This window comes from Limosilactobacillus fastidiosus (assembly GCF_014145505.1).
GTDB lineage: Bacteria > Bacillota > Bacilli > Lactobacillales > Lactobacillaceae > Limosilactobacillus > Limosilactobacillus fastidiosus.
On record NZ_JACIUZ010000036.1, the window covers coordinates 13,097 to 35,533 of the forward strand.

The 22,437-nt window shown below is 35.0% G+C and carries 32 protein-coding genes and 1 pseudogene; all 33 read left to right on the forward strand.

What is annotated here, in order from left to right; all coding sequences use genetic code 11:
• Nucleotides 1–46: 46 nt before the first annotated feature.
• Complete coding sequence (locus H5R64_RS05245; protein WP_182580235.1) at nt 47–1,438, forward strand: DnaD domain protein; 1,392 nt, start codon at nt 47–49, stop codon at nt 1,436–1,438.
• A complete protein-coding gene (locus tag H5R64_RS05250) occupies nt 1,435–1,689 on the forward strand; it encodes a hypothetical protein (protein ID WP_182580233.1) in 255 nt (84 codons plus the stop codon). The genes H5R64_RS05245 and H5R64_RS05250 overlap by 4 nt, the downstream gene beginning before the upstream one ends.
• Nucleotides 1,690–1,803: 114 nt before the next feature.
• Nucleotides 1,804–2,055, forward strand: a complete 252-nt coding sequence (locus H5R64_RS05255) for a hypothetical protein (protein WP_182580232.1) — start codon at nt 1,804–1,806, stop codon at nt 2,053–2,055.
• Nucleotides 2,056–2,057: 2 nt separating this feature from the next.
• Complete coding sequence (locus tag H5R64_RS05260; RefSeq protein WP_182580230.1) at nt 2,058–2,408, forward strand: hypothetical protein; 351 nt, start codon at nt 2,058–2,060, stop codon at nt 2,406–2,408.
• Nucleotides 2,383–3,570 (forward strand): hypothetical protein, encoded by a 1,188-nt coding sequence (locus tag H5R64_RS05265; RefSeq protein ID WP_182580228.1) that lies wholly within the window; start codon nt 2,383–2,385, stop codon nt 3,568–3,570. The genes H5R64_RS05260 and H5R64_RS05265 overlap by 26 nt, the downstream gene beginning before the upstream one ends.
• 2 nt (nt 3,571–3,572) lie before the next feature.
• Nucleotides 3,573–3,980, forward strand: coding sequence for a hypothetical protein (locus H5R64_RS05270; RefSeq protein ID WP_182580226.1), 408 nt, complete (start codon nt 3,573–3,575; stop codon nt 3,978–3,980).
• Nucleotides 3,981–3,992: 12 nt separating this feature from the next.
• Entirely contained in the window at nt 3,993–4,208 is a 216-nt protein-coding gene (locus H5R64_RS05275; RefSeq protein WP_182580224.1) for a hypothetical protein, read from the forward strand.
• Between the two features lie 24 nt (nt 4,209–4,232).
• Nucleotides 4,233–4,559, forward strand: coding sequence for a YopX family protein (locus H5R64_RS05280; protein ID WP_182580222.1), 327 nt, complete (start codon nt 4,233–4,235; stop codon nt 4,557–4,559).
• Nucleotides 4,560–4,635: 76 nt separating this feature from the next.
• Nucleotides 4,636–5,442: a hypothetical protein gene (locus tag H5R64_RS05285; protein ID WP_182580220.1), complete on the forward strand. Its 807-nt coding sequence runs from the start codon at nt 4,636–4,638 to the stop codon at nt 5,440–5,442.
• Between the two features lie 3 nt (nt 5,443–5,445).
• Nucleotides 5,446–5,856 (forward strand): hypothetical protein, encoded by a 411-nt coding sequence (locus H5R64_RS05290; RefSeq protein WP_182580218.1) that lies wholly within the window; start codon nt 5,446–5,448, stop codon nt 5,854–5,856.
• Nucleotides 5,857–5,861: 5 nt separating this feature from the next.
• Nucleotides 5,862–6,098, forward strand: coding sequence for a hypothetical protein (locus tag H5R64_RS05295; protein WP_182580216.1), 237 nt, complete (start codon nt 5,862–5,864; stop codon nt 6,096–6,098).
• A gap of 189 nt (nt 6,099–6,287) precedes the next feature.
• The gene (locus tag H5R64_RS05300; RefSeq protein WP_182580214.1) at nt 6,288–6,494 is read left to right on the forward strand and encodes a hypothetical protein; all 207 of its coding nucleotides are present in this window, start codon (nt 6,288–6,290) and stop codon (nt 6,492–6,494) included.
• A 16-nt stretch (nt 6,495–6,510) separates the two neighbouring features.
• Entirely contained in the window at nt 6,511–6,867 is a 357-nt protein-coding gene (locus tag H5R64_RS05305) for a hypothetical protein (protein WP_182580212.1), read from the forward strand.
• On the forward strand, nt 6,860–7,033 hold the full coding sequence (locus H5R64_RS05310) for a hypothetical protein (protein WP_182580210.1): 174 nt from the start codon (nt 6,860–6,862) through the stop codon (nt 7,031–7,033). Before H5R64_RS05305 ends, H5R64_RS05310 begins: the two co-directional genes overlap by 8 nt.
• 50 nt (nt 7,034–7,083) lie before the next feature.
• The gene (locus H5R64_RS05315; RefSeq protein WP_182580208.1) at nt 7,084–7,647 is read left to right on the forward strand and encodes a hypothetical protein; all 564 of its coding nucleotides are present in this window, start codon (nt 7,084–7,086) and stop codon (nt 7,645–7,647) included.
• A 99-nt stretch (nt 7,648–7,746) separates the two neighbouring features.
• Nucleotides 7,747–8,052, forward strand: a complete 306-nt coding sequence (locus H5R64_RS05320) for a hypothetical protein (protein WP_182580206.1) — start codon at nt 7,747–7,749, stop codon at nt 8,050–8,052.
• A gap of 22 nt (nt 8,053–8,074) precedes the next feature.
• Nucleotides 8,075–8,719 carry a hypothetical protein gene (locus H5R64_RS05325; protein ID WP_182580204.1) on the forward strand — a complete coding sequence of 215 codons (645 nt, stop codon included), beginning with the start codon at nt 8,075–8,077 and terminating at the stop codon, nt 8,717–8,719.
• A gap of 5 nt (nt 8,720–8,724) precedes the next feature.
• Complete coding sequence (locus tag H5R64_RS05330; RefSeq protein ID WP_182580203.1) at nt 8,725–9,243, forward strand: thioredoxin family protein; 519 nt, start codon at nt 8,725–8,727, stop codon at nt 9,241–9,243.
• A gap of 17 nt (nt 9,244–9,260) precedes the next feature.
• Nucleotides 9,261–10,271, forward strand: coding sequence for a hypothetical protein (locus tag H5R64_RS05335; RefSeq protein WP_182580201.1), 1,011 nt, complete (start codon nt 9,261–9,263; stop codon nt 10,269–10,271).
• 201 nt (nt 10,272–10,472) lie between these two features.
• Entirely contained in the window at nt 10,473–11,042 is a 570-nt protein-coding gene (locus H5R64_RS05340) for a DUF7679 family protein (RefSeq protein WP_182580199.1), read from the forward strand.
• Between the two features lie 405 nt (nt 11,043–11,447).
• On the forward strand, nt 11,448–11,819 hold the full coding sequence (locus H5R64_RS05345) for a hypothetical protein (RefSeq protein WP_182580198.1): 372 nt from the start codon (nt 11,448–11,450) through the stop codon (nt 11,817–11,819).
• Nucleotides 11,812–12,294 carry a hypothetical protein gene (locus tag H5R64_RS05350; protein WP_182580195.1) on the forward strand — a complete coding sequence of 161 codons (483 nt, stop codon included), beginning with the start codon at nt 11,812–11,814 and terminating at the stop codon, nt 12,292–12,294. The genes H5R64_RS05345 and H5R64_RS05350 overlap by 8 nt, the downstream gene beginning before the upstream one ends.
• Nucleotides 12,291–12,710 carry a hypothetical protein gene (locus H5R64_RS05355; protein WP_182580192.1) on the forward strand — a complete coding sequence of 140 codons (420 nt, stop codon included), beginning with the start codon at nt 12,291–12,293 and terminating at the stop codon, nt 12,708–12,710. The genes H5R64_RS05350 and H5R64_RS05355 overlap by 4 nt, the downstream gene beginning before the upstream one ends.
• 10 nt (nt 12,711–12,720) lie before the next feature.
• Nucleotides 12,721–13,446, forward strand: a complete 726-nt coding sequence (locus H5R64_RS05360; RefSeq protein WP_220476750.1) for a class A sortase — start codon at nt 12,721–12,723, stop codon at nt 13,444–13,446.
• 323 nt (nt 13,447–13,769) lie between these two features.
• Entirely contained in the window at nt 13,770–14,882 is a 1,113-nt protein-coding gene (locus tag H5R64_RS05365) for a hypothetical protein (RefSeq protein WP_182580190.1), read from the forward strand.
• A 12-nt stretch (nt 14,883–14,894) separates the two neighbouring features.
• Nucleotides 14,895–15,404: a hypothetical protein gene (locus H5R64_RS05370; RefSeq protein WP_182580188.1), complete on the forward strand. Its 510-nt coding sequence runs from the start codon at nt 14,895–14,897 to the stop codon at nt 15,402–15,404.
• 85 nt (nt 15,405–15,489) lie between these two features.
• Nucleotides 15,490–17,520, forward strand: a complete 2,031-nt coding sequence (gene mobL / locus H5R64_RS05375; protein ID WP_182580186.1) for a relaxase MobL — start codon at nt 15,490–15,492, stop codon at nt 17,518–17,520.
• 118 nt (nt 17,521–17,638) lie between these two features.
• Nucleotides 17,639–17,827, forward strand: a complete 189-nt coding sequence (locus H5R64_RS05380) for a hypothetical protein (protein ID WP_182580184.1) — start codon at nt 17,639–17,641, stop codon at nt 17,825–17,827.
• Between the two features lie 446 nt (nt 17,828–18,273).
• Nucleotides 18,274–20,646 (forward strand): hypothetical protein, encoded by a 2,373-nt coding sequence (locus H5R64_RS05385; RefSeq protein ID WP_182580182.1) that lies wholly within the window; start codon nt 18,274–18,276, stop codon nt 20,644–20,646.
• Between the two features lies 1 nt (nt 20,647).
• Nucleotides 20,648–20,830, forward strand: a complete 183-nt coding sequence (locus H5R64_RS05390; RefSeq protein ID WP_182580181.1) for a hypothetical protein — start codon at nt 20,648–20,650, stop codon at nt 20,828–20,830.
• Nucleotides 20,831–20,842: 12 nt separating this feature from the next.
• A pseudogene (locus H5R64_RS05395) lies at nt 20,843–21,664 on the forward strand (DNA/RNA non-specific endonuclease).
• A gap of 193 nt (nt 21,665–21,857) precedes the next feature.
• A complete protein-coding gene (locus H5R64_RS05400) occupies nt 21,858–22,142 on the forward strand; it encodes a type II toxin-antitoxin system Phd/YefM family antitoxin (RefSeq protein WP_182580179.1) in 285 nt (94 codons plus the stop codon).
• Nucleotides 22,135–22,404: a Txe/YoeB family addiction module toxin gene (locus H5R64_RS05405; RefSeq protein ID WP_182580279.1), complete on the forward strand. Its 270-nt coding sequence runs from the start codon at nt 22,135–22,137 to the stop codon at nt 22,402–22,404. The genes H5R64_RS05400 and H5R64_RS05405 overlap by 8 nt, the downstream gene beginning before the upstream one ends.
• Nucleotides 22,405–22,437: the final 33 nt, after the last annotated feature.

The window sequence follows — 22,437 nt, forward strand, 5'->3', positions numbered from 1 at the left end:
CCAATTGAAGTAAACGAAACGCTAAAAGAGATTTCAGGTGTGACTTATGCCAAAAATTAAGCATCGAAAACATCAAGGTTATTCAACCGTAAGTAATATTCCTTATGATGATCGAAGATTAGAATTGGAAGCCATGGGAACTTTTCAACTTTTATGGCACCTACCTGATGATTGGTCATTTAATGAAATTGATATTGTTGGACGCTCGGCTTCTGGAAGAACCAAACTGCGAAAAGCATTAAATCAGCTTGAAAAATTTGGCTATCTAAAACGTAACCGAGTACGTAATGAGAAAGGACAGTTAACATCAGGTGACTGGATATTAGATGATACCGGAAATCTTGGCGATAACTCTGTTAAAGCAAAAAAGCAAAGAAAGTTATCTAAGAAAAATCAAGTTAATAATTACTGGTTATGGGTTCAAAAACCTATGTTTGATTTTGTAACATTGGCTTATTTTGATTCAAAAACCTATGTCACGTTTTCAAACATAGGCTTAATTTACCAAAAACCTATGTCACGTTTTCCAATGTTGGTAAACGTCCCACTACTAATTACTCATAGCACTAATTACTCAGTAAGTAGTAGTAAGTATGCTAGCAAAGCATCGCTAACCGACGAAAAAATTCTTGCAAAGAATCAATCGGAACATTCTCTTGATGATCCCGAAGGCATCTCTAAAGCATATAACCTCTGGAACGATACCTGGGGTAAGCCTTCGGAGTTCGTTGAAAAGCAAATAAGTCAATGGGTATTTGAATTTGGACTTGACGTTGTTCTGCACGCCTTTAATTACGCTAAATGGAAAGTGAAGCAAGCAAGCAGTGCTGGCTCCTACCTAGCAAAGGTATTTAGCAATTATCGGCAAAATAACGTGAAGACTGCCACGCAAGCGGATACTGCAGACAAAGACAATCTTAATCAGTCTTCGCAAAGAACTGGTAAAAATAAGCCAACAGTGCCAACTGTTACTGAACCGTCTAGCAAAGATGGTTCAGCATTGCCTAATGGCGGTACCAAGAACCCATCTAGCAAAGATGAAGATGAACTTGATCCGCTAAGCCAAGCTTGTTACGCCAAAGCAGTTGAAGTTGGCATAAAACTAACCCCTGCTGATCGGACACAATTAGCCTTTTATGCTCATAAATTAGGCAAAGAGGTTGTCTTATACGGGATTAATGTTGCTAAACGGGAGACCCGATATGATCGACCATCCTGGGGGTTCCTAAACTCAATTTTGAATCGTTGTTTAACCCAGGGCGTAACTAAGCCAGTAAAACAGCATAAGAAGCGGAAAGTACTTGAGCCAAGGCCTGACTGGCTAAATGACCAGAGACCAACCGAGTTCAAAAAATCGAGTCCTGAGGAATTAGCAGCACTTCATAAACGGCTAGAAGAACGCAAAACCCAAAAATTAGTTGGAGGAAGTACATCATGAAAGATATTGATTTAAATCAAGCTAATAGCAATCTTATTGCCGCTGCAAAGAGATTAGCTAAGGAGAATCACTTTGATATTAAACGTGACAATTTCACGATTGTTCAACCGCTAACTGATCATCAAGCGATTATCTTGAGTGCTAATGGGCAAGGCGAGCATCGGGAAATCAAAATTTACGGCAATGACTGCACGTTTATTTTGCCGGTTAAAGATGAATGGCTGGATATTTTTGAGAAGGAGAGTGAATAAAAATGATGTGGCTAGGCTTATATGCGATCATCTCTCTATCATTTTTGGTCGGATATATCTGTTGTGGGCTTTTTTCAGTTAGACACAAGGTTGAAAGGAATTAGGAACAGCATAATGACAACCAACGAACTAGTTAAAGCTCTCAAGAAAAACGATAAATTAATTGTTTCTGCTGATGACCAATATATTTACATTGGCCGGTTATCTTTTAACTATGGCAAACCATTTTTGTTTGTTCCGGTTAAAGCAAGCAAATTAGCACAATGTGAGTTTGATGGTGGCTTACCAGAAGCCGACTTACAGAATTTTATCTGGTCTAAGTTAGATGCTTTCTTTGCGACAAATAGTAGCCGAGGAGCGCAATAGAGATGGTACCAGTAGTTAGATTCTATTTTGTTCACGCTAAGCATGTGAACCAGAAGCCGTATTACTTAATCATTCCGTCGGCAAGTACCTTTCAGCGAATGGCTCCAGGAACAACTTGGAAGTACGAAGGACAGACGCTATACGGTCCAAGGTGGCAGTCGATCGTGATTGTTGAACGATTTAACTATGACTGGATACCACGGTTTAATAAAGCTCCTGATAGTCAGTTACGGCCCAAGAAACTTAGTCGACGAGGGAACAAAGCTTGGCAGAAATTTATGCAGAAACACTGTTTGACTTATTTGGACGATACGAGGGGGGATCGAAATGAAGAAGAATCAAGTACCAGTTGATAATACTGAACATAAAGAACTTTCAGAACCACTTGATAATTTTTACAACCGCTTATCTGCTCAGGATCGCAATGATTTCCTGAAAATCGAAGCACAATGGGGAGACTATGAACGTGATTTTGTAATTAAGTTTGGGGCGTTATTACGTCAGGTTCGTGACTTAGTTAAACGACCGGGAGTCCGTGATGGAATCACTTTTGAAAAATGGGTCAATGCTCATAATTTGTCTCGTTCAGCGGCTTACCGGGCTATCAATGTAGCTAACGGCTACTTCAGAATTAAAGCGAAAAATGCTCCTGATGAAGAGCTTATGCTAGAGAATTTCATGAGTTTGCCGCAAAAGGTCCAAGAAAAAATTGGGACAGGTAATCTTGAACCAGAAAAAGAAGAGATTTTGCTACACACCAGTGAAGAAGTTCGTGAGAGTCCAATTTGGCAAAAAATGCTGAACGATATCTCCAAGAACCGAAAGACACAGCAAGATCAAGACGAAAAAATTAAGTTACTACAAGCCGAAAACCAGCGATTAAGCAATCAATTAGCTAATTCTGAAGGGCAACGAGCCGATTTAGCTACTCAATTAGATGATGCTAATAGTCAACGGCATCACCTGGAATTGAAGCTGGAGGAAGAGCATAAAAGCCAGCCTGAAGCAGTAATTGTTCCACCTGATGACTATGACGAATTAGCCGATGAAGTACAACAAAGTCGGAGTAAGTTAGCTGCTAAGGAAAAGCAGATTGAGGAGCTGAAGACAGCAATTAGCAATGCCCCTAATGAAGATGATGTTGCTGAATATGAACGGCTAATTGACAAGCTTCAAAAACAAAATGAAGCGTTAGCTAAGCAGATTAACTCAATGAATGAGCAAATGGTTTCCAAGAGGGATCAACATGAAACTCATCGAAAGTCATACCAAAAAGTGGTTTCCATCACTTCACAGTGGAAACAGGCAATTAACCACCAATTGGATGTTCAGGAGTTATCTTCTGATGTTCAGCTTTTATCTCACGAAGAGTTGAGCCAAGCTGGGTTATTAGATGTGGCGGACTTGCTAGAAAATAAATCAAAGCAGCTTCGTGCTGAAGTAGGAAAGAAAGTGAAAGTTGGCTCAGGAAACGTTGTTAAGGGTAACTTTGATGAGCTAAGGAAAAGAGGGTAAGAATGTTTGTCAAAGGTAAATTTGTGAATGCAGATGGCTTGGAAGAACATGATTTATTCTTCTTCCTCGAAAAGAGTAAGCAACCAGATTTCTACCAAGCAATGGAGATCACCAAGCGAGCGAAAAGCAAGCAAGATCGACAAAGTTTTTTAGCAGTCTGCAGTGATCCTAAAGGATTAATTCGAGTAGTTAGCGTAGAACCAAGGATCTATCATCATTTGGCTGGTATTTCAGAAAAAAGCATAGGAAATTATTTTAACTCTCTTCGTCAGGACAATGGTATGCCGTTAAAGATGGTTGCTTTAATTAAGCGACTTCCTGGACGAGTGACTGATGCCGAAATTATTAAATTAGCTGAGCTTCACTTAGCTGAAAACAATGGTAGTGTCATTGGGCATCGTAAAACATAGGAGGGCAAACCAATGATTATTCATTCACGACCAAGTAGGGAAGTTCAACGACACAGAGATTTAGAAAAGCAAATTAAAGGAAATTGGGGCAGTGAAGAAACCTCGGCTGATGATGAACGCAAGAATATTTTGGGTTACCAAGTAGTTAAATTTTTGATTATCTTAGTTGGTATTCTTACATTTGTTGTTATGATAATTGGCTTTTGTCAACCACTGACTAATCCTTAAAAAAATAAATGAGGGGGATTTAATTTGAAGGTTATTAAATTTAGAAAATTTGATCGGTTACAGACAGATTTTTCTTATTCCAATCGGGTAGATGGTGATACTTCTACGATCTTTGACTTTGAACCATCTGACGATATTGAAAATTGGGTAGGAGCTCGTAAGAGTCATGAACTGATGCAATATACCGGAGTTCATGATTGCGTTGGTAAACCAATCTATGAAGGCGATATTGTACAGATTAAAGGGTTAAGCAGTGACGAGAGACCAGTTTACTTCGATCATGGTAAGTTTGTTCCGGTTTATCAGTATTCGGCTAAAGACCTGAAGATAATCGGCAATGTTTTTCACTAGTTACAGAAAGTACTTGTAATTATTGGGAAAGTAGTTAATACCCCAGCAGAGGAAAGAATTTAAGGAGCTAATGAGGATGAATTATAGAGAATATAAGCAATACGTAGAGGGGCTTGTTATTTATGATTATATGAAATTCAAGGTGCGTAAGCATTGGACGGCCGAGATGTCAGTGGATTTACTAGAAAGGGGCATTAATCACGGAAGCTTCATCAAGTTTGATAAGGAAGCCAAAGATATGAGTCAAGTTCATTTTGGTAATTGTGATGAATTATTTGGTGCTTTGTATTTAGATTCTGCAGATACTCAAACGCTATTTAAAGTTTTAACAGTAACTAGTGCATTTCTGAACACGCCTTATGAGATGCGTTTTAAGAAAAAGGCAAGTGCCTCAGACAATCCTGTTAATAATAGTGAAACTACTAAGCTTTTTGTTTCTAATGACGATTCTCAAAAATACTTTTTGAAAGATAAAGTCATTGAACCTGGGTATCTAAAAACTTTTGGTGGCGATACTAAGACTGCTATTGCTAGATATATTGATAGTAATGGGAAAGATAGTCTTTTTACTACAACCACAAAAGAGAGAGCTAGCGTTTTCACTGTAAAGGATTTACAAGCCATATATACGTTCTTGATTGAGCATGAAATTGAAGCAATTAAGGATTATGAAATAGTCAAGGCATCACCTGAAGAATATGTAGTTCTGGTTGGTATGCCTGAAAATACGAGTGATTTCATTGGTCAATATACGTTAGACGAGATTGAAAAAATGCAGAAGGATCCACAGGTTGCTATTGACTGGGATAAAGCTGTTATTGAGACAGTTAAAGATTTCAAGGCTAAACATTGTAACAGAAGAATAATCAAAGAGGAGAAGTAAATAATGTCAAATTTAACCAACAAACCAGTACCATTCAGAACATTGTCCCGTGATGTTTTGTTAATGGAGAAGTACCATCAGACAACTTATACACGAGATAAAGAGGGGCATCTAGTAGTTCATGAGCCTGCTGTAAGTTTTCCAAAAGTTTATGATTCAATCGTATCCGGCTATTGGCAGCCTTTGCCGGGCCCGGCTCAATCAAGAAAGAATGATTTCAGTAAATTACTAAATCATGACTTTAGTCAGTTATATCTAGTAGGAGATTATCCATACTTTGAACCGGTTATGGTTAATTTCATCACACAGTATGTTGATGGAGTAGCCGGATATGGGTTTGAAATTCCCGAATCTGTGGCGCTTGATAAAGCAACCTCAATTATCTGGATTCCTCAAGTTACGGTAGCGGGGTGATTTAGATGGATAACCAAAAAAGATTATTTAATGTTCTGCAGAAAATGCAAGATGATTGCAGTGATTGTAGCAGTATTCAGGCTGTTTGCTTGGCATATGCAATGATTAAATCTGTTGGAATTATGAACAATATTCCAACAGGAAGCTTATTAAAGTTCTGTGAAAAAAATGTTGAGGTTAAACGTAGCAACAATGGTGTCATTATTAGTGTTCCGGAGGACTTAGCAAGTGATGGAAATTGATAAAGCAATTGTTGCTATGGAAGGACAAGTTGGTCGAATATCAGGGGCAAAGCTGGTACATTCTCTTTCTGGATCGCATATATGGTATCTGTACGCTAAGTGACCATGTAGCAGGTTACCAAGGAACGATGATAACTAAACCTGATATTAAAATTACCGACTTAAAGTTACTGGAAAGAGGGAGAAACAGTGAAATTAAGAATTAAAAATAAGCGAATTAAAATTCATACTGATGTCGAACCTCCTTATACCAAAGAGGATATTCATGTATCGTTAGCTAAAAGTGGAACGGTTATGGTACGCGTAAAGAAAGGACACATAAAAACAGGATCGACAGGTGATCCTATACCCTTCAGTATCGTAATAAATAAGAAACGTAATAAGTTTTGGTGGTAGTGGGAGGAAGTAAGTAATGTTCTTTTTAAGTATGTTTTTTTCATTTTTATTTTTATTCAGTATTCTCGGTTGGGCGGGTGCACAACATAGTGATGATAGGGTCACGCCTATTGAATTTTTCATTGTTGCCATAGGTTCAGCAATGATTGCGATACTAACAACAAGTTTGGTGAATGTTAGCGAGGTAAAACGTATGGCTAATGTTCCAATGGTTGTAATGGACAAAAGTGGGTTTCCAATTGTGAGTGATTTTTTACTTATCTTTTTGCTATCTTTCGTATTAGCTGCTGTCGTGGAAGTAGTCTTAGCAATAATATTTATAGTTATTAACAAAAAAGATAGTATTTCGAATGAAGGTGAGAAAAATGAATGAGGAATACTTACACGGGATCAGGGCAGGAAAGCCATCTGTAAATACCATGATGATTTCGCCACGACAATTCATAGATTGGTACCGAAAAGCTGATTTAGAACTAATTGTTGGTGTGGGGGACCAAGAGATTGATATTCGTAGTAATTCAGACCTCTGGAAAGGATAAAAAGTCAATAAACAAATAGTAATGAAAGATGGTAAATAGGGAGAGTAAAAATGATTGAAGAAAAATATATGAAACAATTAAAGAAATTAGAAGATGAGCTATTTCCAAGGTTGAGTTTAGCAAAACTAAAAAAAGAGGAAATAACCGAAGCACAATTTACTAATAAATCTCTTCTGTGCCCGAACTTAAAGGATTGCAAGATATTAATTCCATTTAAAAATGGTAAGAAACTTGACTATTTAGATATGACTAACGCTTCAGGTACGAAAATCAAATACAAGGAGAAAACCAAAATATTAAAAGTTCGGTTAAATGCAAATCTACTTATAAAAACATATAAATGGGTAGGAAAGTGCTTTAACAATGAATCTCTTTATGAACCGGTGCTTTTTGTACCCTATACAACATTAGCAACTACTCACTATTCCGAAGAATGTTTAACGGGTTATACAGCTGTTTTTTATCCAATTGAGTCTGTGGAAACCAGATACAGAGTTGCAGCATTTGATAGGTGGATTGAAGAGCCTAATGAATCAAGAAAATATTTTCCAGATGAAACTTCTCTATTGAATAATTTTGATGCTAATCATTGTAAGCCACTGTTGAGTCTTTAAGTAAGAAAGGTGGATTAGCAGGATGACAGAATATGTTGTTAAATATGAACAAAATAATTGAAATAAAGTTATTTAAAAATAAGTGAGGAATAACTATATATGTGGATTGTTGGTTTTATATTAATGGTCATTGCAGAAACGAGATACATAAATACTCTCGGTGTAATAGATAAAGAGATACGAGTAGCTAAAGATAATAAGCAATTTATTAGTAAATTCATTCTGAGTTGGAGAAGGGTAATTGGTATTCTCTTTTGGTTAGGAACAATTTCTTTTTGCTTTTCAGTAATGATTGTACCTGCAGCTTACCAGTCATTATTGCTCTTTTGCATAGCTCTATTTATGGCTATATTATGGCAGGCTACTTGGAAACTAGTACAGAGTCAGAGTCAAAAAGACAATTGAATAGGAAGGAGAAAATAGAAAAATGTTTAATAAAAATACTAAAGCAGAAAAGGAATCCATAATCCAAAGTCAGGATGAGTTATTAACTTATCTTGATGGCTTAACAAATCATCTTTATATTTTACAAGCACAATTAAATAACTTGACTGGTAAGGAAAATGAACCTGGCCTAGAAGAACGCATGAATCTTGATAGGTTTACAGATTTAGATTTTTATAGAACGAAAAAAGTAAACTTTGGTCATGGACCAATTGATGAGAAAGAAATTAATCAAGTCATTATTAGATTCTTAAAGACTTATTCAGAATGGATAGGACAAATGGATATGGAGTTACATCGTTATATAAAAGGCTCTGATGATCCATCTTCAACACTGTTACCAATGAAAACATTTCTTGAAAAAACGGTGATATTGCTAAATGCGTCACCAGAAACTAAAGATTCATTTTCGTTAGGAGTTATTCAAGATGGCCCTACGTATTTTATAGTGCTTAATGCATTTAATAGTTCATTAACGACAATAGATAATTGTGTCCTTGCCATTAAAGAAGATTCAAGAAATTTTTGTGATATTCAATTAGGGAACAGTGCAGTGCGATTAAAGGCGATTACATTGAAACGATTATTAGAATCTATAAAGGCATATCTAAGTGCTAAGGGGGAATAAAATTAATGAATAATTCAAAGTATGATCCAGAACGCATTCATCAAAAGAAACTAATTATTAATAGCTCAATTGCCATTTTCGTGCTCATATTAGCTCTTTGGGGTTGGATTCATGTAACACACCTACATCGGACTTCAACAAGTCAGCAACAAGCTATGATGGCTTCTAATGAACCGGTGGTGGTAATGTTTTATTCTAAGACCTGTCCTGACTGCCATAAGGTAGCTTTTGTAGCAAATAAAAGTTCCAAGCAAGGAGAATTAGATGCAATGTTAAAGAACGTCACTGGTGACTCCTCAAAGCAACATAAGGTAATGTTTGTAGAATATCAGAACAAAGATGATCAGAAATTATTTGATAAATATAACGTTACACAAACACCAACTTTTATGATTCTAAAGAACGGGCAGCCTCAAGTTATTAAGAATGAAAATGGGGTGCCATCTTATCAATATGCTGGAAATAATAAGACGCAAGTTAAAGCAATTTATCGTAATTTACAAGCTATTCCTTTTGTTAAATAGACCAAGGAGATCGTCAAATGAACCTATTAATACAATTCATTAAATGGCTATGGAAATACCTTTCACTTTTGTTTAATTGGATTCGTTATCACATTGTTAAGCCATTTAGTTCTTGGCATCAAGAAAACTTATTAAAGTCAAAGTTGCTCATTGTAGCAGCCTTTCTTTTTGTTATGACATTTATTTTTGTTGATGCTCGAATTTCTGCACCAATGCATTCAAGGTTTGATAGTACTAGACTAAATGAACCACAAACTTTAGGACAAAATAGTCAAGCAGCAATGGCAATTACTTCTCGTGAATATAACTCTAAAAAAGATTTCATGGTTGTAAAAATGCATGCAAGCAGTACTGACTCAAAGCCATTGGATCCTGATAATGTAAAATTTAAAGCTCAGGCTTATGGAAAAAAGAAAATTCCAGTTCAAAAAATTGCTTTGACTAATAATGATTATGTACTGCTTTTAAATGATTTAAAGCCTGGTTATCGTGCTATTCAACTTAGAGTAATTAACACTCAAGCTAGTACAAAAGCTTCATCAATTGATACCGGTGATGATACTGATGATGAAGATTCAATGAGTACAGCAAGTAGTAAATCATCTTCAGCTAAGGCCAACGGTGCTGGTCCAAATTATTTCAATTTTATTATCAATGAAGACGAAAAATTTGTTAATAATAAGCTAGCAAAACGGAGCCAGTCTGATTACATGATTGAAAATATTGAGACACAGATTGCTCAGTTAAAGAAGAAAATTAAACAAAATAATTCAAGTATTGATTCTGGTATTAAGCAGGCCAAAGCCGATCAAGTTGCTATCGATCAGATTAACAAACAAGGTCAATATTCCACTAACAAAGAAACTGATAGTAGTAAGATTCAAGATTATCAAAGTGATTTCCAAGAACAAGAAAATGAGATCACTCGACTGAATAAGGATAACGAAAAGAAGCAAGAACAAATCAAACTTTATCAAAAACAGATTCGTGATATTCGGAGTGGCCATTATCAATTTGATAATGACTAAAGGAGAAAATTAGTTTTGATAATCAGACAGGAAAATTTTAGAGAATTAGAGAAAAAGAAAGAGAGAATGAAGCGAGTACCTGTAATTCTTTTGGAAGATTTATTTATAGTAATTGGTTCGGTTTTAATTATTTTCTTTCTTTTTTGTTTATGTTTCATGATAAAAACGATTATTCATTAATGGCTATAGGGGGAGATATGAATGGATGGTAAATCGCAAATTGATATAAGAAAACTTTCCTTTAGAGATCGGGCCTTGTATGAATTGAAAGTTGCAAAAGCAACCGAAAAACGTACCTATTATTGGGTACAAGTTAGGTTAACAAATGGTAAAAAGAAGTGGTTTCAATTACCAAAAGATTTACAAAAAGCAATGCATACCTCAACGTTTGAACTGAATGAAAAACGATTAGTTGGTGCATTAATAAATATTCCTATTTCAAAGTATAAGAAGAACGGAAAAGTAAAAATTGATTGTGGCATTATTTGCAAATTAAGTTTAAGAAATTATCATGCTAAGAAGCCAAATAAAATTACCAGAAGCCAATTTAAGCAACCAAATCGTCGATTTGGTTTTGCCAATAGTTCTGAATTATTTGGTTACTTGAAACATGATTATGACCAAGAAAATCAGGAAAGAATTCGTCAGTCTATTCATGAATTAATGGTCCCTGGTTTTGTTAGTTTTGTTGTTGATTTTCTTCTACCTCTTTGTGTAACCTTCTTTGTCTATTATTTGATTTATTGTGTTTCAAATACAGTGATAAGGTAATGGGACAAATGCAAACATTTCAGGACAAAGAAGAACACAAGTAAAGGACAAAGCGGGACAAGTTTGTACAAATAGGCGACAGCCGATAGAATTTAGGGTCCTTGGGAAACCCCGCCGTTGGCGGGTCGTCGGCTTGCCGATGACAGTTTCCCCTTATGCCCATTCATCAATATTAAATATGACAGGAGGAAAATATGATGAGTAAGAGTTTTTTTATAGCGTTTGGTATCTTCATTACATTTATAATTTTGATTCTTTATATTGTTTTAGGGGCTTTGTATGTCAAGAAAAAATGGAGGGAAAACTATCCATATTTCAATCAAATATTGGTTTACAAAGTCTTCCTCTTTTTCCCTTTACCATTACTTTTATTTATTAAAATGTTACAGATAGGAGTTAATTATTTTGGCAAATAAGAGCAAAAAAGTATCAACACATATTGAATTAGATGAAGATGAAAACCTTGATTTACAACGCATGGCAAAGTCAGAGAAAATTTCAAAAAAGGAACTCATTCAAAACATTATTCAATCATATTTACATGAACAAAGGGTCTCAGAATTGTTACCAAACATGATTGATCAAAATCATCGGCTTGCGGATTTCCTAAATGACGTTAAAGAGCTTTTAGTGGCTAATTCTTTGTCGCTTAATCAAATAAAATCTTTGCTTTATGAACAGGCAGGATTGGATGACGACTTTAATAAAGAAGCTGAAAAATTTTCGAGTGATGTTAAGCAAATATTAAATAACGAGGAGAGTGGAGATAATGAGTGAACGTTCAACAATAAAATTAACTCAAGGTAATGGTGAAAAGGTTAATCAGTTATATAATTTTTTAAGTCAAAATTCTTTTCTATTTAATCAAACAATAAAAAGCAAGGCAGCATTAGTTAATCAACTTTTAGGCGACTATCTATCAATCCTGATTCAGAAATGGAGTGATGATCCTAAACTAATGTACTCTGATTTTAAGAAGCAGTTAATTAATAAAAAAGTTTCTGATCGGAATAAAGAAGTAATTAGATTGGAACATGGTAATCGAGACTTACTTAATATGATTTTCTACTTGTTAATGGATACTAACCAAAGTATGATTCGTCGTGATATGCGAAGCTACGAGAAGTTAGATTCAATGTATCATGTGGGGAATGCTCAAAATGATATTTATGCTGCACTAGCTAATTTGGTTAAACAAGATAATCAAGAATTATTCAAAAAGTTGTCTAAAAATGGAAAGGGACTTTTATGAAAAATATAAATAAGATCGATGGATTTTATGAAGCTCTGCATAAATTAGATGATATTGATTCGTTATGGTACCAACATGTTGGCGATGAAACTTCACCAGGAAATTATGTTGATGATGGATCTTTAGAAGTCTCAGGTCAGTTAATCTTTAAAGAGCGAAAACAACTTGCCAAGGTAAGAGAAATACTTGGGATTACTAAAAAAACTTACCGGAGTTTATCACAACGAGATGCTGTTAGGTTGGTAGTAACTTATTACAAAAATTTTGGCTTAAATAACAATCAAATCTCTGGACTATTAGATTTTTCCGAGAGTACTTTACGGCATGATTACCCACCGTTAAAACCAGACGATAAACTACATCCTGCATTTGTCCTAAAACTGCGAGATCGTCACGGACGAGTAATTCTTAAGTAGGTGAGTAATTTTGATTTTAAATACAACTGAAGATCCAAAATGGAAGAGAGTTTGGAAACAAAAATGGGTTAGGATTACTACTTATATTTTTCTATCATTAGTTGCAATCTTCTTAGTTTTTAATAAGCCAATCACTAATTATCTTGTTCGTTCTTACCAACCAATTATTAATCGTTCTACTATTCAAAATGCAAATAAAAACAATGGTAAGAATGATTATGCTTCGGTAAAAAAATTAACTCTTGCTCAGATTGCAAGAGCAAGGGTTAATGCTAAAAATATTCCAATTGTTGGTCAAATATGTATTCCTGATGATGGTATTAATTTACCAATTGCTAAGGGTATTAATAATACTAATTTGGCATTTGCAGCAGGAACTTTTAGAAATAATATGGAGATGGGGAAGGGTAACTATGCATTAGCTGGTCATAACATGAGTAATTTAGGCCCTAAGGTTTTATTTAGCCCTTTATACTATCGAGCAAAAGTTGGTCAAAAGATTTATTTAACCGATATGAAGAATGTCTATACTTATAAAATTACCTCTAAGAAGTTTGTTTCCAAATATCGAGTTGATTTAGTCAAAAACACTAAGAAAAGACAAATCACTTTAATTACTTGTGATGCAACTGGAGCTAATCGTTTAGCTGTTCGGGGTAAATATATAAACTCCAGAAAATATCAGAAGACTCCTCAGAACGTGAGAGAAACTTTGAGTCAAAAGTTTAATCAATAGAGGCTAAAGATCAATTAAATCAAGATTCAATATGACAATTATGCAAGAACAATAAAGATGATATGATGGAAATATAGAAAGAGAGGATAATAAAATGACTAAAAGGAGAAAGAAAAAGTTAAATTACTGATTATTTATTTTATTCAAAATCCAGTACTGCGGGCGTTATTTAGTTTCTATATAATAGACGGAGTTGCAATCTATGCTTGCAACAATTAATGTAAAAAGTTGGTCACTTCATGATCAACTTTTTATTTTGGCAAATGTTGAATTTAATGAAGCAAATGTAATAGTCATGGTAAGTAAGATAAGAAGGTGTAATTATGGGTAGGATAATTTCACATACAGGATACCAGACTAACATTGAGCATTTTAATAATAACAAGCACCTAACAGAAAATCAGCGTCAAAAAATACTTAATCAATTAACGCCTGAGCAGAAGAGTGTACTAGAAGAATTTAAGAAGTATCAAGTAAATTCAAGGTTGTTAACGAAAATCAATGAAGAGGGCGGTAACTTTGAATTTATTGGATATGATGAATTCACAGACTTTGATAATCACAATCCTAGTGCTTCACCACTCAAATGTGGGTGTGGGAAGCATGTTAAGTATTTATATTATTGTGTTTCAAAAGATAATCATAAAAAATATAAATTTGGCATTAATCATCTGAAGCAAGAGGCAGGAATATCACCTGAAGTAATTAACGAGATTAAAAATGGTTACCATAAAATAGACCTTGGAATTGATGAGATATTACAGAATATTGAATACGGTGAGTTATTTCCAACAGGTGCTTATGAATTATGTGTTCAAAAGAATTTATTGAAAGATAATTTTAGCGAATCTCAAATCCGTTATCTTCAGAGCTTTTACCAGGTTAAGCTTCCGCTTTATGATAAAGACCGTGAGAAAGTCCTAAAGATTGCTGAATGGTATCTTAGAGGTCAAAATGAGAAAATAAAAGAGGAACAAAATCAGCGATCAAAAAGGGAACAATTAATAAAACAGCAAAGAGAAAGAAGGCAACGCCAAGCAAAGATTAGACGACGTAATAAGACATATAAAGATTGGTTTTGTAAACTTGATTACCAAGAAAAGATTAACTGGCGGCATAAAGAAATGACTTACGAAAGAGTATTACGTTACTTTCCTAAGTTGGCAGCTAAAGGAATTTTGGATAAAAAAAGTATTGTACAAACCCTAATCGTATCTACTATTTTTGATGATGGACTATTAAAAATGGGAGATGAGATAGATAGTAAATCATTAACGATGCAAAAGATACAACCAATAATCCAGAAGTATCAGCTACCTAGTAGCATACAAAAGGCTAATAACTGCTATGATCAGTTAATTCAGCTATTAATACGGAATTGGGTCATTGTTTATGTTAATAATCATTACGTATCAAATATTCGGTTTCCAGAGTAAAGGTGAAATTTAATGGAGCATCAGTTTGAAGACCGACTAGCATTAGCACCATATGTGGGAAGCAATATTAAACTAATTGGTGTGGTTATCAGGATAAATTCGATTCTTTATGATCGTTATAAAGACCATAAACAAGTGGTTGTAGCTTCTGTTTATGATATAGAGCGTGATATTCAACTTGATCATATTAATTTGATGTTAAGAGTTAGCCAAGCAAATAAGCTTTACCTGTATGAACCAATTAGTTTCTGCGGTAAGGTCACTAAATATCTAGCTAGGCATTACCTATCAGAATTAGATAATATGGTAGTTTATAAAAAGACCTATGGAATAACTCACTGTAAGGCAATTCAAGAGATTTCCAATATTCCAGTTGATAAACTATCAAAATGGAGTGAAAGTCGGATACTAAATTCAGACTTGGATATTAATAAATATCGTGAATTACCTAATGATGGAACAAGAGAGCATCAAATTATTTCTGATATTAGAAAAACTAAAATTAAGGAGTTACTTCAATAAGGAGTAGCTCTTTTTTGGCGAATCTTGTGTAAAGCGCAGAACTTTTTTAATTAAGTAATAAAAACTTAATTAGGAGAAAAAATAAATGGGACTATTTACTAAGACTGGTGAAGATTCTCCAGATATTATCTATACGCAAGAATTTCGGGTCGCTAATGGGGTTCGTTATCTTGGATATATGGAACGGGAAAATGCGGTTTCACCAGAGCAAGAGAACGATTTACAAAGAGAAAGAAATATTCAAAATGATCCGGACGTTGGTAAAAACTTTAAGGGATACTTAGGTTACACAGATCGTAAAGCAGCTACCAAGATGGAAGATGACCTGACAAACGAAGAAAAAGGTGATTATCCAACTTTTACTCAGGGAAGTTACGAGTTAAGTGAAAAGCAACATCAAGAGTTAATTAATAACTTAAAACAAGCGCAAAAAAACAAGTCGTTACTTTGGGCGGGAGTTATCAGTTTTAGCCCAGAGTTCATTAAAAAATCAGGACTAATAAATGCTGATGGCTCCGTTAATCAGAAAGCAATTAAAACGGCCGTTATGAATGCCATGCCCGATTATCTTAGGGCAGAAGGACTAGATAATCCTCAGACCTTTTGGTGGGGCGATATTCACTTGAACACTAATCACGTCCATGTTCACTTGGCAATTAGCCAAAAGAAAAATACCCGCCCGTTAAAGGAGAATGGGGAACCTAAGGGAATGTTCCACACCAAATCTATTCGTAAATTAAAATCAATTCTGCATCATGAATTGGCTAACGAGGAGAGCCGGACCAGAACGATTGCCCTGGAGAAATCATTAGATTATCATAAGGGCGTAATGAAGAACTTGGAAAGTCGGTTAATAAAGCAAGATCAACATTTAGAGAAGCTATTAGTCAATCTTCAACAAACGTTGCCTGATTACAAGGACAAACGGAAATGGCGAGCTTCCAATCATAGTGTTGAATTTAAGGAATCAAGAGAATTAGCATATAATTTAGTTGATTATCTACTGGATCACCAATTAAGCAGCTCTTATAAGTTCTATACTAATAGTTCACAGCAATTAGATGAGGTGGCCAAAGTAAGCTACGGTAATAACATTAAGGACACTGTTCAGCCACGAGACGATAAGCTAAGGGATCAATTAGTGAACTTACTATTCACCAACCTCAGGGACTATGAGTCAAAGAGAAAACTGTATAAAAAAGACCGGTTACAGATTCTTAAGGACCAAGGGCCAGAATTAAATAAAAGAATTATGAAAGCCGAAGAAACAGCATTAAAGAGTATGGATGGCTCTTCTGATGTTACTAGGGAGATCAGGATGCGCCTAGGGCTTCGACGGTACTACTTGAAGCTCTATAACTTGGATCAACAAATAGACGATTTAACTAAAAGGATCGATGGATTATATAGCCTAGGTGAATTAACCAAGTTATCACCATTCATTCGTTACTATCAAGAGCAACAAGTACTATTAAAGATTGAAAAGAAACCGCAGAGAGGACTGACTCAACAGGAGAAGGAGCTACAAACCGTCCTTAGAGGTAAATATCAAGATGTTAAGAAACTGTCAATAGAAAAAGCTACTCCTGATAGAATCAGTAAACGATTAGAGCAGCTAAAAAAGGAGCAACAGCTGCTAAAAAGCAATCGGAAGGATCCAGGAATTAAATATATTACTTCTGACTTAAAACAGCTATTAAATCAGTATCAAGATGAAATAAAGGTGCTGCAGATCAAAGGACAGATTCATGAAAATAATAATAAATTACCCCTGAATGAAAGAAAAGGAGTGAATGGTCCGCTGTTTCAGGAATTAAAGAAGATTTACTTAGGAATTGAAGATCCGGCAAATCATCCGAATAGACCAGTTATTGATTACCTGGATAAACACTTGTTTAATAAGCAATTACCGAAAAGCAAAAAATCAACCAAACGAGAACCACCAAAGAAATCCGCTGTCTTGGCACAAGGAATTACTCGTAGTCTGAGTAATTTAATTGAATCTTCAAAATCAAGTTCTAAATATCGTTCCAAACGAGCATTACGTGAACGTCTGGATAAAGATGATGATCTTGAACGTGAAGATGAGAAGGAACGGCGGAGAGAAGAAAGATAAAAAGAGCCTACAGAAAAAGCAGGCTCTTTTTTATGGCAAAGATTGCATAGAAAAATAAATTAGGTATCTTGAACTTGAAAATCAATATATAAAGTGAAGAAAGAGGGAAAACAATTACATGGTTAGAAAATATAGTCGGAGGCGAGCTGCTAAGTATATTAATCAAAACCAGCTTCTTCCCAATCACTATACGGCAAAAAGCCTAAAGCAATTAGAAGAAGCTGTTAGATTGGTACCTAAATTTTCATGGCATCGGTACAGTAAGAAACAATTAGATAACTTTGTCGAAGAAGTGAAAACGAGGTAACAAGATGAGTACTCAAGAAGTAATGATAACGAAACGGCATTAACTACTGGATTTATGGGATTATTATTAGCAATCGGCTCACTTGGATTTAGTAAGAAAAAATATTAATTAGAATAAAAGACTGCAGAAATGCAGCCTTTTTTATTATGGCGAAAGTTGCCCAATGTACTCTTTTAATATATTTTGCCTAAGAAACCACTTGAAAGGAGTGCACAAAGTGTAAATGGAGGGTAAAAACAGACAGTTTGATCTGGGAATTATTACCAAGATTAGCAGTGGGGTTGCTGAAGGCGTGGTCCTCACGAGTAAAAATCGAGAGAGATTCAAAATTAAATTTAGAAGTGAAGTAGGTACGTCCCTGCGAAAGTATATGGTGCTCGGAATTACCAAAGATCATCAAAACTTTCTCTATGAAAAGGGAAAAAAGTGAAGGGTAGGCTAGAGAAATGAGCGAAGTTCAAAATCCTTTAACGACCTTAATGAAAAAGAAGTTTGGCATAACTCGTCAAAGTTCGCTAACAATTACAGAAAATGATACACCATTTACTACCTTTAGAAAGGTTGCTAACTACATCTACAAAAATGGTGACTGGTCAGAAAATGATATTACTGAATCAATCAAAAACTATTTAGAATTATCACACTTAGAAAATGAAGTCCTTACGGTAAAACGAACTACCCTCGGTGAAAGTATGATTGGTAGTAGTGCCAAAGGAAAGGATATCTTTGAACTTCAAGTAAAAGATGAACAAGGCAAGACCAGGACTAAATATATGGCTTTGGATATGGATAATAAATCTTGGAATACTCAAGGTGATCAATGGAAACATAAAAATAATGATAGTGTGAATTGGTATACTGGTAATTTAAATTACACCGTTGGTTATGCTAAGTTATTGAAGGATATGTATCAAAATTGGCAATTTGACACAATGTCAAAGGCTGAATTTGATGCGCCTCGGGATTTGTTTGCTTCGCAAATGCAAAAATTTGTTAAGCATACTTACAGTGGCAAAAAGTGGGAATTCCTTTTTAAGCCAGATTTAATCGGTACATTAAATCATGATGAATTTCTTAAAGCTACTAAACCAGGAGATGATGACTTTAGGAAGCTAGCTAATGAATTTCTTAAGAGACATCCAGAATTCGTTGCTGAATATGGACTTGACCGTAAATTCAGTGAACGTTCTTACTGGATTCACAGGAAAGATACTTATGTACTAAATTTTGTTAATAAATACCTACAAAATACCTATAATATTGTTCGTCAACAGCGATATGAGCACGAGTTAGGTAAAGAGGTTCATGCAAAATCATGGGAACCCAAGAAAAACATTAATAAGGAAACTCAACAAATTATGGATAAGACAGTCCTACATCAGTATTTCAATAAGATTGAATTAGATAATGACGTTGATTTGGCCCTGTTTAAAAAATTTGAAGATGAAGCGATGCGGCTGATGGCTAAAATGCCAGGAAATAAGGAACAACCGGTATTACGCTTACGCAAGCTGGGTAATCATAAAGCGGCTGGAATGTATGTACCAATGCTTAACACCATTATTGTTGACTTCCGAAAGCCTAGTGAAATTTATGCTGATCGTCAGGAAAACAAGAAAGAAGAAGCTAGTTTTTCTTCATTTATTCATGAATATGGGCACTATTTAGATCATCAATTGGGCTCAAGGAAAAATTTAAGTCTCGATTCTCAGAAACCACAAAATTTTGTTGAAGCCCCTACACTATCGCTACAACCGGCTTTTGCTAATATTTTGAAACAATATACGGAGAAATTAAAAAAAGATGGGGTTACGGGCAAAAAATTAGAATACTTCAGTACCCCTTCTGAGGCCTTTGCTCGGGCGTTTGAAGTATATACTTACGAACAGTGCGGTCTAAGAGGTAATTTGAATCAGAACCAGGACGACTATAAGACTGTTCAATTTACAGCTTTTGATCCGGAACTAAGGAAACAGCTAACAGAATATTTTGATCATATTCCAGCAATTAACCACTTGCGAAAAACGCTTAATGTTGATACTTCAATTAGTCAAAAACGTCATATTAGCGATGAACGACAAAACCAAGAAATTCTTAAAGATCGAACCCAACTAGCTAATTTCTCAATTGATTTATTACGAAAATGGACGCAAGATGCCCATCAAGTTGAGAATCTAATAAGCACTACTGGTAAACAATTAAATGTGTCTAACCCAACAAGAGTAATTGCTTATGATAAATGGGGAGATAACTTACCTGAGTTGATAAGTCTTCATGCTTTACATACTAAAGGCATTGCCATTAAGAAGTATCGAGAGGTAGACCATATTCAAGCCTACTCACGGCAAAATGGTCATTGGTACCCGGACAAAATATATAGCGTACCTGATCTAAAAGAAGCCATGATTAATAATAATCATGACTTAGATTCACTTCATGAGCTACAGAAAGCTAAAAAGTTTGCTAAAGCTGATGATAAAAAGCTAGAGGAAGTGGTATCAAAGCAATTAGAACAGGAACACCCCGAAAATTCAGAGGATCAAATTCAAAATAAAATTGCAAAGTATATTCTGGTAAGTGCTCACTCGTTAAAAAATGAACAACCGCCGTTCAAGTTTACAGATGAGGAACGAAAGGTAGTTAACGGTTTAGGAGATCATTCACGTGCTAATCTATATGCACAGTCATTTAAATTAGCGCAAAAGTATGAACCAAAATTACAGCAAGAAATTAAATTTGGTATTAATCATGTTGCTAGTAAGAATTTAGAAGTAGGTAAACAATTATGGTTATGCTTTAATAAGCCAAAGGAGCATTAATATGACAGGAATAGATGAAGATAAGGATTTAGCATTAGTCGAGTTTATCTTATATGGTGTCGCTCAAGTAAAGCTCTTTCCTTCTAATGAACGAACTAAGGTTATTCTTCCTCCCAAAAATAATGTAAAAGTTGGGGAAATCTATAGTATTAGCAATGACCATTCACAATTAATTTTGAATTAGGCGAGAAGATAAATGAGATTTGTAAAAAGAGTTGGCGGCTTCCTAGCAATCATTTTAGGAATTGGATTATGGGGAGTCTATTATAAGCAATCAAAAGCAGACTTACATTACTATACAAAACGGATTGAAAGAAACTATCATCAACAACCGCAAGCTCAAAGCTACCCAGCAAGAGCGCAAGCTGATAGCGTCCTGAGTGAGAATGTCAAAAAACAAGTTGGTAATCAGATTGTATAGAATGGTTATGGGGCATATGTTGTTAATAACAACCAGACTAATCTAAACGCTAATATCAATAGTGCTCCTTATGCGGTTAATTATTTAGATAATCGAGGTCGTGCTTGGCAAGGAGATAGCTGGTTAAATAAAACCACTCGTCAATACCAAAATCGAAATCAGACAGGTAATGGAGTAACTAATTGGAAGCCAGCTGGATTTAAGCAGGTTTACCATTTAACCAATGGCTATTCCCATGCGTATGATCGTGGCCACTTACTAGGATATGCGCTAGTCGGTGGTATTAAAGGGTTTAATGCGTCTGAAGCTAATCCGGCAAATATTGCTACGCAAACCGCTTGGGCCAATGAAGCAAATAATCCTAAGTCAACTGGTCAGAATTACTACGAAGGATTAGTGCGTCAAGCATTAGATGAAGGTAAACAAGTACGTTATCGGGTAACCGATGTGTATGATGGTAATAATATTGTTCCCTCAGGTGCTCACATTGAAGCAAAATCAAAAGATGGCAGTTTAGAATTTAATGTTTTCGTCCCTAACGTACAGAATAATATTTTAATTAACTACGCTACTGGAAATGTAAAACCAATTGGATAATTTTAAGATTCTCGTTGACTCTTAGAGAGTTGGCGAGATTTTTTTGATAGAGACTAGTTGTTTTATTTTAATTGGCAGAACGAAAGACCAAAGGGAGAAGAGATGTGGTGAGTCTTTACTAATACTATTAATATTTGTACACAATCATGTACAAATATTAGAAGAGCTGATATACTATTATTGAGGTGATACTATGATCCAAGCAGTTACTACCAAAGATTTTAGAAAATCATTCAAGAAATATGCCGACGACGTGGCAGAGTACGGCGAAGCAATTATTGTTGCCCGACCAGAAAAGAAAAACGTAGTCATGATTTCAGAGAAAGAATACAATTCTTGGCAAGAAACTAATTATTTATTAAGTACTAAGGCTAATCAACAAGCATTATCGCATTCAATTAATCAGTTGGGTGATCCTGAAAAAAATCATTTATTGACTCCTGAGGAGTTTGAAAGGATTGCTAACACAAATGACTAGGCTTAATGTTAATTTTACACAGGATGCTTGGCAGGAATATTTAGCTTGGAAAAAAGATGATAGAAAAATGGTAAAGCGAATAGATAAGATTATTAGCGACACGATTCGTCATCCATTTACTGGTATTGGTAAGCCAGAACCTTTACAACATAATTTGTCTGGTTTTTGGTCTCGTAAGCTAAATAGTGAGCACCGTATGGTATATGGTGTAACAAGTACAGAAATACAAATAGTGCAACTTAAATATCACTATGATAAATAATCATAAGAAGTAAAAGGGTTATTAGTAAGTAGC

Excerpts from the sequence above, each read along its gene's own strand:
- H5R64_RS05295 (WP_182580216.1), top strand. The coding sequence starts at position 5,862 with ATGGATAACCAAAAAAGATTATTTAATGTTCTGCAGAAAATGCAAGAT.
- H5R64_RS05335 (WP_182580201.1), top strand. The coding sequence starts at position 9,261 with ATGAACCTATTAATACAATTCATTAAATGGCTATGGAAATACCTTTCA.
- H5R64_RS05275 (WP_182580224.1), top strand. The coding sequence starts at position 3,993 with ATGATTATTCATTCACGACCAAGTAGGGAAGTTCAACGACACAGAGAT.
- mobL (WP_182580186.1), top strand. The coding sequence starts at position 15,490 with ATGGGACTATTTACTAAGACTGGTGAAGATTCTCCAGATATTATCTAT.
- H5R64_RS05285 (WP_182580220.1), top strand. The coding sequence starts at position 4,636 with ATGAATTATAGAGAATATAAGCAATACGTAGAGGGGCTTGTTATTTAT.
- H5R64_RS05315 (WP_182580208.1), top strand. The coding sequence starts at position 7,084 with ATGATTGAAGAAAAATATATGAAACAATTAAAGAAATTAGAAGATGAG.
- H5R64_RS05350 (WP_182580195.1), top strand. The coding sequence starts at position 11,812 with ATGAGTGAACGTTCAACAATAAAATTAACTCAAGGTAATGGTGAAAAG.
- H5R64_RS05320 (WP_182580206.1), top strand. The coding sequence starts at position 7,747 with ATGTGGATTGTTGGTTTTATATTAATGGTCATTGCAGAAACGAGATAC.
- H5R64_RS05250 (WP_182580233.1), top strand. The coding sequence starts at position 1,435 with ATGAAAGATATTGATTTAAATCAAGCTAATAGCAATCTTATTGCCGCT.
- H5R64_RS05265 (WP_182580228.1), top strand. The coding sequence starts at position 2,383 with ATGAAGAAGAATCAAGTACCAGTTGATAATACTGAACATAAAGAACTT.
- H5R64_RS05325 (WP_182580204.1), top strand. The coding sequence starts at position 8,075 with ATGTTTAATAAAAATACTAAAGCAGAAAAGGAATCCATAATCCAAAGT.
- H5R64_RS05400 (WP_182580179.1), top strand. The coding sequence starts at position 21,858 with ATGATCCAAGCAGTTACTACCAAAGATTTTAGAAAATCATTCAAGAAA.
- H5R64_RS05340 (WP_182580199.1), top strand. The coding sequence starts at position 10,473 with ATGGATGGTAAATCGCAAATTGATATAAGAAAACTTTCCTTTAGAGAT.
- H5R64_RS05245 (WP_182580235.1), top strand. The coding sequence starts at position 47 with ATGCCAAAAATTAAGCATCGAAAACATCAAGGTTATTCAACCGTAAGT.
- H5R64_RS05380 (WP_182580184.1), top strand. The coding sequence starts at position 17,639 with ATGGTTAGAAAATATAGTCGGAGGCGAGCTGCTAAGTATATTAATCAA.
- H5R64_RS05385 (WP_182580182.1), top strand. The coding sequence starts at position 18,274 with ATGAGCGAAGTTCAAAATCCTTTAACGACCTTAATGAAAAAGAAGTTT.
- H5R64_RS05290 (WP_182580218.1), top strand. The coding sequence starts at position 5,446 with ATGTCAAATTTAACCAACAAACCAGTACCATTCAGAACATTGTCCCGT.
- H5R64_RS05330 (WP_182580203.1), top strand. The coding sequence starts at position 8,725 with ATGAATAATTCAAAGTATGATCCAGAACGCATTCATCAAAAGAAACTA.
- H5R64_RS05270 (WP_182580226.1), top strand. The coding sequence starts at position 3,573 with ATGTTTGTCAAAGGTAAATTTGTGAATGCAGATGGCTTGGAAGAACAT.
- H5R64_RS05370 (WP_182580188.1), top strand. The coding sequence starts at position 14,895 with ATGGAGCATCAGTTTGAAGACCGACTAGCATTAGCACCATATGTGGGA.
- H5R64_RS05405 (WP_182580279.1), top strand. The coding sequence starts at position 22,135 with ATGACTAGGCTTAATGTTAATTTTACACAGGATGCTTGGCAGGAATAT.
- H5R64_RS05305 (WP_182580212.1), top strand. The coding sequence starts at position 6,511 with ATGTTCTTTTTAAGTATGTTTTTTTCATTTTTATTTTTATTCAGTATT.
- H5R64_RS05390 (WP_182580181.1), top strand. The coding sequence starts at position 20,648 with ATGACAGGAATAGATGAAGATAAGGATTTAGCATTAGTCGAGTTTATC.
- H5R64_RS05260 (WP_182580230.1), top strand. The coding sequence starts at position 2,058 with ATGGTACCAGTAGTTAGATTCTATTTTGTTCACGCTAAGCATGTGAAC.
- H5R64_RS05355 (WP_182580192.1), top strand. The coding sequence starts at position 12,291 with ATGAAAAATATAAATAAGATCGATGGATTTTATGAAGCTCTGCATAAA.
- H5R64_RS05255 (WP_182580232.1), top strand. The coding sequence starts at position 1,804 with ATGACAACCAACGAACTAGTTAAAGCTCTCAAGAAAAACGATAAATTA.
- H5R64_RS05365 (WP_182580190.1), top strand. The coding sequence starts at position 13,770 with ATGGGTAGGATAATTTCACATACAGGATACCAGACTAACATTGAGCAT.
- H5R64_RS05310 (WP_182580210.1), top strand. The coding sequence starts at position 6,860 with ATGAATGAGGAATACTTACACGGGATCAGGGCAGGAAAGCCATCTGTA.